The sequence below is a fragment of the Clostridium zeae genome (assembly GCF_017312485.1).
In the GTDB taxonomy this organism is placed as follows: Bacteria; Bacillota; Clostridia; order Clostridiales; family Clostridiaceae; genus Clostridium_AR; species Clostridium_AR zeae.
The window spans coordinates 1,831,925-1,844,040 of record NZ_BMBA01000001.1 but is presented as its reverse complement, the minus strand read 5'-3'; the positions used below and the strand labels follow the sequence as shown (position 1 = coordinate 1,844,040).

Below are 12,116 nucleotides of genomic sequence, written 5' to 3'. Positions count from 1 at the left end.
CAATAATGATAAGTAAAACTTTAAAAATAGAAGGTATGACCTGTGCAGCTTGCGTTAGAAGAGTTGAGAAAGCAATAACAAAGCTAGAAGGCGTTAATGAAGCTGCAGTTAATTTGGCTACAGAAACTCTTAGGGTATCTTTTGAAGAAGATAAATTATCTCTAAATGATGTTGAAGCAGCTGTTGATAAAGCAGGGTATAAAGCTATTTCTACAGTGAAGTCTGCTAAGGTTAAAGTTGAAGGAATGACTTGTGCTGCATGTGTTAGCAGAGTGGAGAGATTTGTAAAAAAGGTTTCTGGCGTAGAAAAAGCAGAGGTTAACTTGGCAACAGAAACTTTGACGGTAGCTTTTGACTCAGATGTTATAAGGCTTTCTGATATAAAAAAGGCAGTTGAAAAAGCCGGATATAAAGCTGTGGAAGATGACAAAGAAGATGAGCATAGAGATAGGAAGCTACAAGAGATTCAATCTATGAAAAGAAGACTCATAATATCAGCAGTCTTTACAGTGCCGTTGCTTTTGATAGCCATGGGACATATGCTTGGAATGCCACTGCCTGTATTCATAGATCCGCATCATCATCCACTTAGCTTCGGTATAGTTCAGTTAATACTTGCCACAATAGTTATTGTAACAGGAATAAAGTTCTTTAAAGTCGGATTTAAAAATCTTATACAGCTTAGTCCAAATATGGATACGCTTATAGCTGTTGGAACTTCTGCAGCATACATTTATGGACTGTTTGCAATATATAAGATAAGCCAAGGATATATGGAATATACTATGGATTTATATTTTGAATCTGCGGGTACGATCTTGACTTTAATAACATTAGGTAAATACTTAGAGGCAATAACTAAAGGAAAAACTTCAGAGGCAATAAAAAAACTAATGGGATTAACCCCTAAGACAGCTACTATTCTTAAAGATGGAGTTGAAAAAGTCATATCTATAGATGAAGTAGAGGTTGGGGACATAATTATAGTTAAGCCAGGAGAAAAACTTCCTGTGGATGGAAGCATAGTAGAAGGGCTTACTTCTATAGATGAATCAATGCTTACTGGAGAAAGTATTCCTGTTGAGAAGACAATAGGGGACAGCGTATATGGTGCAAGTATTAATAAAAACGGAATGATAAAATACAAGGCTACAAAAGTCGGTAAAGATACAGCCCTAGCTCAAATTATAAAACTTGTTGAAGATGCTCAAGGGTCTAAAGCACCAATAGCTAAAATGGCTGATATAATATCGGGATATTTTGTTCCAGTAGTTATAGGTTTAGCGCTGATTTCAAGTATTACATGGGCGCTTCTTGGTCAAGGAACAATATTCTCACTTACTATATTTATCTCGGTTTTAGTCATTGCTTGCCCTTGTGCATTAGGACTTGCTACTCCTACAGCTATAATGGTTGGAACAGGTAAGGGTGCAGAATATGGTGTGCTTATAAAAAGTGGAGAGGCTTTAGAAACAAGTTATAAGATAAATACTGTTGTATTTGATAAAACAGGAACGATAACAGAAGGAAAGCCGAAGGTTACTGATATAGTAACAGTTAATATAGAAGAAGATCAGCTATTAACCTATGCTGCTTCAGCAGAAAAAGGTTCAGAACATCCTTTAGGTGAGGCAATAGTAACAGAGGCTGAAGATAGAGGTCTTGAATTCAAGGCAATTGAAAGCTTTAAAGCTATACCAGGAAAAGGTATAAGAGTAACCATTGATGGAAGATCAATACTACTTGGAAATAAGAAGCTATTTAATGATGAAAATATTGATATTGATGTATTAGAAGATAATGCAAATGTACTTTCTGAACAAGGAAAAACACCTATGTTTTTATCAATAGACGGGCAAATATCTGGTATTGTTGCTGTAGCTGATACGGTTAAATCAAATAGTAAAGATGCTGTAAAGGCATTGCATAAGATGGGAATTGAAGTAGTAATGCTAACTGGGGATAATAAAAATACCGCTGAGGCTATTGCTAAGGAAGTTGGAATAGATAGGGTTGTAGCAGAAGTAATGCCTGAAGATAAATCAAATAAGATAAAAGAAATTCAAGGTGAGGGCAAAAAGGTTGCAATGGTTGGTGATGGAATAAATGATGCTCCTGCACTAGCTGCTGCAGATGTTGGTATTGCAATTGGTTCTGGTACAGATGTAGCTATAGAATCTGCTGATGTAGTCTTAATGAGAAGTGATATTTTAGATGTTATAACAGCAATAGATTTAAGTAAGAAGACTATAAGAAATATAAAACAAAATCTTTTTTGGGCTTTTGGGTACAATACATTAGGCATACCAGTAGCGATGGGGATTTTATATGCCTTTGGTGGACCACTTCTAAACCCTATGTTAGCAGCATTTGCAATGAGTTTTAGTTCGGTTTCAGTACTTCTAAATGCACTAAGACTTAAGAGCTTTAAGCCAATAGTTTAGTAAATTAATTTGCTAGAGAGAAGCTGCGGTGAATACTTTTCTCTAGCAAGATTTAAAAAATAATATATTTATATAAAAGGAGAGATGTACCATGAGTAAAAACGTAAAAATAGAAGGAATGTCATGCATGCATTGTGTAAAGCATGTTGAAAATGCTTTATCTGCATTAGAAGGGGTAGAAAGCTTCAAGGTTGAAGTTGGATCAGCTGTAGTTGAAGGAAATGTATCTGATGAGGCATTAAAGAATGCTATCGAAGAAGAAGGATACGATGTTGTATCAATAGCATAATAAAAATAAGTCTATAAAATATATATTTTTACTTTTTATTTTATAGATCTTTTTATTAAGCGGATAATTATAAGTAAGATTATTATTGCAAATAATATCTTGAATACGCTGCTTACTACGCTAGATGGTGAACTATACCCTAAGAAAGGTCTGCTGTAACCAGAATAACTGCTTCGTCCAAACAATGGCACGGATACAGAGGAGTTTTTTGATCCATTGTTATATTGGGACTCAGGAGAGTTTGAGCTGCTTGAAGTACTATTTGATGAATTTGAAGTACTGCTTGAACCAGGATTTGCGTTTGAAAAAGTTCCTGATTTGTAATTACTAGTTGACGATTTAGATTCATCGTTTGTTTTTGAAGACGATGAGTCTGAATTGTTGGTTGAGTCAGGTTTTGTACTTGAAAAGGATCCCGATTTGTAATCGCTAGTTGACGATTTAGATCCGTTGTTTGTTTTTGAAGATGATGAGTTTGAACTGCTGTTTGAATCAGGTTTTGTGTTTGAAAGAGATCCTGATTTGTAATCACTAGTTGATGATTTGGATCCGTTGTTTGTTTTCGAAGATGATGAATTCGAACTGCTATTTGAGTCGGTCTCTGTACTTGAAGGAGATCCGGGTTTGTAATCACTAGCTGATGACTTTGATTCACTGTTTGTCTTTGAAGAAGATGAGTCTGAACTATTTTTTGAATCAGGTTTTGTGTTTGAAAATGATCCGGATTTGTAATCACTAGCTGATGATTTTGATCCACTGGTTATTTTCGAAGGTGATGAGCTTGAACTACTACTTGAACTTGACTTGCTTCCACTTGAAAAGGAACCAGATTTAAATCCACTGGTTGATGATTTAGATGAACTAGAGGATGCAGAAGACTTTCCGCCATTTGAGGCAGCATAAACTGTTTTATTATTACTGAATCCACCAAAGGTATTAATACCGTCAATAGTATAGCTAGAAAGAATAAATATAAGTGTGAGGATTAATCCAAATAAAAAGCGCTTTTTATTTTGAGTTATGATAAACACCTCCAATTTTTAGCCATAGTTTAACCACCTTTCTCTGTATATTTTAGATTTTGAGAGAAAGGTGGCTATTTAAAATTCATAACTCTGTTTATAGATTTCATTTTTAAAATTTATATTTTCAAAATCTCTCTCAGGATCTATCAGAATCCATAAAAAAGTTTTAAATCTAAGGATCTAGTATTAGAAACTATCTTAAAGGTCAGCACCTTCGAAAGTTTCAACTATGAAATCAAATTCAGCAGGATCTGATATTTCACCATAATTATCTTCTGATATTCCAGGATAGTAATATAGTATAAACTTGTCGTCTTTATCAAAGATATTTTGTATTATAATATATTGTCTATCTAATTCACAATCTTGAAGGGTTGCTAATACGTTGTATTTTGTACTTCTACCAGTATTATTGTTAGTAAGATCTAATGTAAAGTTCTTATGGTAGGTAACATTTATCTTTTCATGATCACAGCTCTTTATGAAAGAATTATGCCTACAGCCGCTACAGCTGTTAAAGCTACATTCTTTTACACAGTTTAGACAAGCACAATTAGAACAATTTTTAAGTTGTACAAAATCTTCAAGATGATCATTTTTAAAAGAGGTAAGCAAGCCTTCATATTTATTTCCCTTGAAAAGTCCACCTACAAAAGAAGTAGTTTTATTTTCATTTTCAGCTGCATTTAAGAGTTCTATATATTTTTTTAATACATCTCTTTTAACATTATATTTTCTTATTTTTAAGGTTTTTTCTGAAAGGAATGGAGCAACATTGTCAAGCCCGTAGCTTATATCAACATATACCTTACCCCATACCTCTTTTTCTGATTTTACAAATTCTAAGTCCTTGCTCATCTCATTCACCTTTATAATTTAATATTAAGAATTTTTATATTTTGCAAGTTCTGCATCTAAATCTGTGGTGCCTAAAGCTTCAAATTCATTTTCTAAAGAATCTACTTGTCTCAAATCACCAAGACCTTCAGCAAGAGATTCTTTTCTTTGAATCTTTCTTTCAATATCATCAACAGATATTGTATTTGTCTTAGTTTGAACATTTGCAAGTATCTCATTTACTTGCTTTGAAGCTTCAGCATTACTATATCTAGCAGCTGCTTCATCTCTGTAACTTCTAGTTTTTTGTATTTCATCTTCAAGAGCTCTAAGATTTTTCTTGATTAATTCAGCTTTTGCTGAAGCATCTGTATAGCTTGTTTTTAATGATTCATATTTTTTATCAGCATCAAGTTTTCTTTGAAGAGCTCTCTTAGCTAAATCTTCATTACCTTTGGCAAGAGCTAATTTAACTTTTTCATCATATTCTTCAGATTCTTTTTTAGCTATTACCATTTTCTTTTCTATTTCATGAACATTACCTAATATTTGAGCAGATGAAAGCTTTGCTTTATTTAAGTTTTCTTCCATGTCTCTTACCTTCTGATCTAAAAGTAGTATTGGATCCTCCATATTATCTAATGTGTCATTTACCTTTGCTTTAAACATATTTGATATTCTTGAAAAAACTCCCATGATTTTTCCTCCTATTATCTTCTTCTCATATATTTTTTTATTAAATGGATAATTATAAGTAGTATTATTATTGTAAATAATATCTTGAATACGCTGCCTACCACACTAAATGGTGAACTATATCCAAAGAATGGGCTGCTATAGCCAGAGTAACTGCTTCTTCCAAAGAAAGGTATCGGTATTGGTATATAGGATTTTTTAGATCCGCTATTATACTGAGACCCAGAGGAGGTTGAACTACCTGGACTACTGCTTGATGAACCTGAACTGCTGCTTGAGTCTGGCTTTGAGTTTGAAAAGGATCCTGATTTGTAACCGCTAGTTGATGATTTTGATCCACTGCTTGTGCTCGAAGGCGATGAACTCGAACTACTGCTTGAACTAGAGCTGCTACTTGAACTTGATTTACTTCCGCTTGAAAAGGATCCTGATTTATAACTGCTAGAAGATTTAGATGAACTAAAAGAACTAGAAGATTTAAAGCTCGAAGATTTTCCACCTTTTGAAGCTGCATAAACAGTCTTATTATTGCTAAATCCACCAAAAGCATTTATACCATCTATGGTATAGCTTGAAAAAATAAATACAAATGTGAGGATCAACCCAAACAAAAAGCGCTTTTTATTTTGGTTTATGATAAACACCTCCAACATATCGCCCTGCGATGTTTTTATTATATGGTATTATAAACTATATTTCAACATATAAAATAACTCATATTATATTGTGGAATACCATTTATGTTTTCTTATCCAGTTGTTTCTCGGTATTTCTCAATATATCTCTCATTTACTTCTTGTATCATTGATTGCAAGAGTTAATTTATAACTCTTTATGTGTTTTTGTAAAAAATCAAAATAAGTAATCATAATTCATTGCATGCATTAGAAAATTTTTATTGTTTGTAGAAAATAAGCCTGTACTAATATATAATATTTCTTAATAGTCCAAGGATTGTAATTGGAATTTAAGAATATATATGCGTATAAAGGGCATTGCTAAAGTTTTGAAGACAAATAAATTAGTCTTATTGTGAAAACATTTATAGTCCTAGCTAATAAGATTAATATTTAATTAATTTAGATATATAATATTGTGTAATAAGATTATACCATAGAGAACTATAATAATTATAAAATATTTGAAGTTTTTGGCAAAGTAAATTTTGGTCTAGTTTACATCTTGTTTAAAAAGTTTTACTTATGTAAAATTATAGATAGGGAGCTGTAATATAGTAATTAATTATTTAAAATATAATCGTCTACATTTTCTTTTATGTAATTTGAAAATAATAATTGTAGTCTGATTGTATTTTTAGTAGTTAAGCTGCAATATGTAAATCTCATAATAAATTAATGAACTAATATCATTAATACTAAGGAGTGTGTATTATGGAAAAAGATTTAACGCAAGAAATGTCAATGGGAGCAATGATGGATAATTATGATTTTAAAAGAATCCATTCTGGAGACATTATAAAGGGTAAGATTATAAATGTTACTAAGGATGAGGTTTTTGTAAATATTAACTATTTTGCTGATGGAATAATTTCCCGTAATGAAGTTACTGAGGAAGCTGATGTTGATCTATCTGAATTGTTAAAGGTAGATGATGAAATAGATGTAATGATACTAAGTGCTGATGATGGAGAAGGTAATGTAGTATTATCAAAGAAGAGAGCAGATGAGATTAAGGTTTGGGATGACATAAAAGAAGCCTTTGAAAGTAAGAAAGTTATAGAGGTTAAGGTAAAAGAACAAGTTAAAGGTGGATTTATAGCATCATATAAAGGAATAAGAGTTTTTATTCCAGGTTCTCAAGGAGCTTTTGAATGGAGGGATAGCTTTAATCAATTTGCTAATAGTGTAGTAGAAGTTGCTATTATTGAGTTTGATGAAGATAAAAAGAAAGTTGTTGCGTCAAGAAGAGTAATTGAGACAGACGAAAGAGAAAAGAAGAAAGAAAAGATATGGAAGTCTCTAAGTGTAGGTCAAAAAATAACTGGTAAAGTTGTTAGACTTGCAAAGTTTGGCGCTTTCGTAGATTTAGGTGGTATAGAAGGACTTATACACGTATCTGATCTTTCATGGAAGAGAATAAATGATCCATCTGAAGTAGTTTCACTAGGAGATGAAGTAGAAGTATTTATTCAAGAAGTAGATCAAAAGAAGAACAGAGTATCTCTTGCGCTTAAAGATGTATCTACTAACCCTTGGGCAAACATAAAAGCAAGATATAAAACTAATGATGTTGTACAAGGAAAAGTTGTGAAATTTATGAACTTCGGTGCTTTTGTAGAATTAGAACCAGGTGTAGAAGGACTTGTTCATATTGCGGAGATATCAGAAGAAAATATAGCAAAACCTTCAGATGCATTAAATCTTAATGATATGATAAAAGTAAAAATATTAGATATAGATGAAAATAATCACAGAATAAGCCTCAGCGTGAAAGAAGCCTCAGAGAAATCAAAAGAATACTTACAATACAATGATAGTGCAGAAGGTGCTAGTTTAGGAGAACTTTTTGGAGACTTATTTAAGAATCTTTAAAATTAGTTCGGAGGAATAATGGAAAATAAAAGCTCAAAGCCATTTTATCTTCAGTCTGAAAAAAATAATTTAAAAGTTAAAATTACAATAGGGTTAATACTTTTGGTATTAGCTCTAATTACCCCACCTTTATTTTTAATTGTTATTATTTATATGGTATATATAGCTTTTCAAATAAAGAAAAATAAAAGTGAAGAAGTAATGAAGTTTGAAGAGATACTTAAATTGTATTCTATTGAAAGCTATAATCAGTGCATTATTGAATGTAATGATTATAATTACAAAGATAATTTAAAAGTACATATAATAAAAGCGCTATGTTTATATGAAAATAAAAATTATCAAGAATTTATCAATATAATAAAGCAGATAAATGGAAATAAGCTTAATGATGATATAGATATACTTTTGAAACTTGCTCAAAGCTATGAATATACTGGGCAGACAGCTGAAGCTAAAATGACATATAAAAAACTGCTTAAATATCAACCTAACAGTCAGTTTCTTAAAGATAAAATTGAGTAAAAATAAGACAGTGGAAATCCACTGTCTTTTTTCAATTCATAGAAAATCATAATTTTTCTATCTTAAGCATATTTGTACCACCAGTGTGAGCTGTAGGCATTCCAGCAGCTACTATTATGTTTTCACCTGTTGTAGCGATACCAACCTCAATAGCAGCGTTTTTAGCTTCATTTATTATTTCATCTGTAGTACTAAATTCTCTACAAATTTTAGGGATAACACCAAAATTTAAAGATAGATGTCTTCTTACACTATCATTAGGGGTTATAGCAACTATTGGACAGCTTGGTCTGTATTTAGATAATAATCTTGCAGTAGCTCCACTTTGAGTAGCTGCAACAATAGCCTTAGTAGGGAATTTAAGAGCCGTTTTAGCTGCAGAGTAGCTTATTGCGTCACCAAAAGCAGAAAGACTTGGTTCTTTAAGTCTTCTCATAAGATGGCCATAATCTAAGTTTGCTTCAGTTTCTTTGGCTATTCTAGACATAGTGCTAGCAGCTTCAATTGGGTAATTACCAGAGGCACTTTCTCCACTAAGCATTATTGCATCTGTACCATCAAATATTGCATTACAGATATCGCATGCTTCAGCTCTTGTAGGTCTAGAATTTCTTATCATTGAATCAAGCATTTGTGTAGCAGTAATAACTATCTTTCCAGCTTCGTTACATTTTCTGATAATAGATTTTTGTATTATAGGCACTTTTTCTATAGGAATTTCTACTCCCATATCACCTCTAGCTACCATAATTCCATCGGAAACTTCAATTATAGAATCTATGTTATCAACACCTTCTTGACTTTCAATTTTAGATATTATCCTAATGTCTGCACCACCATGATCATCAAGAAGAGAACGTATTTCTGCTACATCTGAAGCTTTTCTTACAAATGAAGCAGCAACAAAATCAACACCCATTTCACAACCGAATTTTAAATCTTCTTTGTCTTTGTCAGTTATTCCAGGGAGTTTTATGTTTACATTAGGTACATTAACACCTTTATGGTTTTTCATAGTTCCACCAACTACTACTGTACAGATAATATCTTTTCCTTCTACTTTATCTACTCTGAATTCTAATAATCCATCATCTACGAGAATAGTTCCACCTGGTTTTATATCTTCATATAGAACATCATAGGAAATAGAACATTTTGTTTCATCTCCAAGAATTTCACCACCACAACTAAATATGAAATTATTACCTTCTTTAAGGGTAGCCTCATTATTAGCAAAGTTATGAGTTCTTATCTTTGGACCTTTTATATCCATTAGGATAGCAGTAGAGGAATTAAGTTCATTTCTTAATTTTTTAATTAGATCTATTTTAATTTTATGATCTTCATGGGTTCCGTGAGAAAAGTTTAATCTTGCCGCACTCATCCCGATTTCAATAAATTTTTTTAATATTTCTTCGTTATCACTTGCAGGTCCAATTGTAAAAATCATTTTTGTTTTTTGCATATAAACACCTCACAAATTTATTTTATATAAAGATGTACTTGTTTAATTACAATACTGAGTTCATGACTCTTCTGACTTACGAGAAGAGATTTTGAAAATGTAAGTTTAATTATAACGGAGTACATCTATAATATTCCCAGTATGAACAATTTAAATTAGGTCATTTTTCAATAACTTATTGAAATTAATATGTATATCTAGTGTATGTTTTAGTGACATTAATAAAGTAAGTACATAATTTAATAAAATACTTTAATTTCAACTGTAATTTTAAAGATGTATTAGCATTGAGAGCATTATTAATAAAAAATGATAATTATAAAATGAGAAAATTCTAAAAGTTAAAATTGCTTAGGGGTTAAAGAATATGTATTTACAGGATTAATATGCTATATTATAAATATAGATAAAACACTTTTAAAGTGATTATAGTATTATTTTACCATACAATTTAAATATTGAAAGGAAGATGTAATAAATATGGGAGTTTTATCACACTTAGAGCCAAAAGATGTATTTTGTTATTTTGAGGAAATTTCTCAGATTCCTAGGGGATCAGGAAATGAAAAAGAGATAAGTGATTACTTAGTTAACTTTGCTAAGAGTCATGGATTAGATGTTGTCCAAGATTCTAGCTTGAATGTAATAATAAAGAAGCCGGGGACAAAAGGCTATGAAAATGCTCCAACTGTTATAATTCAAGGCCATATGGATATGGTTTGTGAAAAAAATAAAGGAACTGAGCACGATTTTGAAAAAGATCCTCTTAAGCTAAGAATAGATGGAGATAATGTATTTGCAACAGGTACAACTCTAGGAGCAGATAATGGAATAGCTGTAGCGTATGCTTTAGCAATATTGAGCTCAAAAGACATAGTTCATCCACCACTTGAAGTTCTTGTAACTTCAGATGAAGAAGCTGGAATGGGAGGAGCTATGAATTTGAGCCCTGAACATATAAGCGGTAAGATACTTTTAAACTTAGATTCTGAAGAAGAAGGCTTCTTACTTGTAAGCTGTGCTGGTGGAATAAGAAACAAGGCAGTTTTGAACATAGAATGGGAAGCTGTACAGAATGGCGTTTCAAAGGCTGAAGTAAGAGTAAGAGGTCTTAAGGGCGGACATTCAGGAATGGAAATAAACAAGGAAAGAGGAAATTCCAATAAGATAATGGGAAGAGTACTTAAGAGCATCCTTGAAGAAGTTGATTTTAACTTGGTATCAACTAACGGTGGTTCAAAAAATAATGCAATACCTAGAGAGCATGATTCTTTAATTGTATTCCCAAGCGATAAATTGGAAGTTATTAAAGAAAAGATAAACACTTGGAATCAAATATTAAGCAATGAATTTAAGGCAGCAGATCAAGATGTTAATATAGAATTTGAATTGGTTGATGTAGCTGTAGAAAAGGTGTTTTCTAAGCATACTACAAGGAAAGCTGTGGAATTATTATACCTTTTACCAAACGGCATAGATACTATGAGTATGGATATTCCAGGCCTTGTTCAAAGCTCTACAAATTTAGGGGTTGTTACTACTTCTGATATATCGGTAGAGTATGATAGTGCTACAAGAAGTTCTGTTGGATCGTTAAAAGATGAAGTGATAGCAAGAACTAAAACTATTGCAGAACTTATAGGAGCAGAATTCGTGACATCAGCTGATTATCCAGAATGGCAGTACAATCCAGAATCTAAAATAAGAACAATATGTCAAGAAGTATATAAGACAATGACAGGAAAAGAGCCAGAAATACTAGCAATTCATGCTGGATTAGAATGTGGTTTGTTTACTGAAAGACTAGGAGCAGATATAGATATGATATCTTTTGGTCCTAACCTATATGATGTTCATACTCCAAACGAGCATATGAGTATAACTTCTGTAAAAAATATATGGGATTATTTACTGAATGTATTAAAAGAAATAAAGTAAAAATACTATAAAATTTAATATGAGAAAAATAAGTGGCCATGAAAGAAAATAAAACTTCTTAATGGCCATTTATTTTTTTGATTATATAAATTTGGCGCTTATTGCTAAATTAATAAAAATATTAGTGGAAAGTTATAAATAAGCTGGTAAAGTGAAGTTTTATTAGTAAAAATAAAAATGTTTATGAATATTTCATAAATATTTTATTAAATTCCTTGACCTACCATACAAAAGTTTACTATAATGTAAAGGTAGTTACAAAGTGGTGACAAACAAATTTGTATATATGAATGAAAAGGTTAACATTAGAAAAAAGAGACTTAGGGGATAATTAAGTATGAGAGG

10 protein-coding genes are annotated in these 12,116 nt (G+C 31.6%); 5 read left to right on the top strand and 5 right to left on the bottom strand.

What is annotated here, in order from left to right; genetic code table 11:
- Positions 1 to 5: 5 nt before the first annotated feature.
- Complete coding sequence (locus tag J3477_RS08425) at positions 6 to 2,444, top strand: heavy metal translocating P-type ATPase (RefSeq protein ID WP_206869309.1); 2,439 nt, start codon at positions 6 to 8, stop codon at positions 2,442 to 2,444.
- Positions 2,445 to 2,535: 91 nt separating this feature from the next.
- The gene (locus J3477_RS08420) at positions 2,536 to 2,733 is read left to right on the top strand and encodes a heavy-metal-associated domain-containing protein (protein WP_206869308.1); all 198 of its coding nucleotides are present in this window, start codon (positions 2,536 to 2,538) and stop codon (positions 2,731 to 2,733) included.
- A 35-nt stretch (positions 2,734 to 2,768) separates the two neighbouring features.
- Here the strand turns inward: J3477_RS08420 and J3477_RS08415 are convergent, their stop codons facing one another.
- From J3477_RS08415 to J3477_RS08400, 4 genes are all read right to left on the bottom strand, one after another.
- Positions 2,769 to 3,770, bottom strand: a complete 1,002-nt coding sequence (locus J3477_RS08415) for a hypothetical protein (RefSeq protein WP_206869307.1) — start codon at positions 3,768 to 3,770, stop codon at positions 2,769 to 2,771.
- Positions 3,771 to 3,956: 186 nt separating this feature from the next.
- Positions 3,957 to 4,616 carry a DUF1292 domain-containing protein gene (locus J3477_RS08410; protein WP_206869306.1) on the bottom strand — a complete coding sequence of 220 codons (660 nt, stop codon included), beginning with the start codon at positions 4,614 to 4,616 and terminating at the stop codon, positions 3,957 to 3,959.
- Between the two features lie 24 nt (positions 4,617 to 4,640).
- Positions 4,641 to 5,291, bottom strand: coding sequence for a PspA/IM30 family protein (locus tag J3477_RS08405; RefSeq protein WP_206869305.1), 651 nt, complete (start codon positions 5,289 to 5,291; stop codon positions 4,641 to 4,643).
- Between the two features lie 14 nt (positions 5,292 to 5,305).
- Complete coding sequence (locus J3477_RS08400; protein WP_206869304.1) at positions 5,306 to 5,944, bottom strand: hypothetical protein; 639 nt, start codon at positions 5,942 to 5,944, stop codon at positions 5,306 to 5,308.
- Between the two features lie 738 nt (positions 5,945 to 6,682).
- On the opposite strand from J3477_RS08400, the gene rpsA reads away from it, so the two are divergent.
- Positions 6,683 to 7,843 carry a 30S ribosomal protein S1 gene (rpsA, locus tag J3477_RS08395; RefSeq protein ID WP_206869303.1) on the top strand — a complete coding sequence of 387 codons (1,161 nt, stop codon included), beginning with the start codon at positions 6,683 to 6,685 and terminating at the stop codon, positions 7,841 to 7,843.
- 18 nt (positions 7,844 to 7,861) lie between these two features.
- The gene (locus tag J3477_RS08390) at positions 7,862 to 8,368 is read left to right on the top strand and encodes a tetratricopeptide repeat protein (protein WP_206869301.1); all 507 of its coding nucleotides are present in this window, start codon (positions 7,862 to 7,864) and stop codon (positions 8,366 to 8,368) included.
- Between the two features lie 46 nt (positions 8,369 to 8,414).
- Here the strand turns inward: J3477_RS08390 and pyk are convergent, their stop codons facing one another.
- Positions 8,415 to 9,833, bottom strand: coding sequence for a pyruvate kinase (pyk, locus tag J3477_RS08385; protein ID WP_206869299.1), 1,419 nt, complete (start codon positions 9,831 to 9,833; stop codon positions 8,415 to 8,417).
- Between the two features lie 480 nt (positions 9,834 to 10,313).
- On the opposite strand from pyk, the gene J3477_RS08380 reads away from it, so the two are divergent.
- Positions 10,314 to 11,771 (top strand): aminoacyl-histidine dipeptidase, encoded by a 1,458-nt coding sequence (locus J3477_RS08380; RefSeq protein WP_206869297.1) that lies wholly within the window; start codon positions 10,314 to 10,316, stop codon positions 11,769 to 11,771.
- The last annotated feature ends 345 nt before the right edge of the window (positions 11,772 to 12,116 follow it).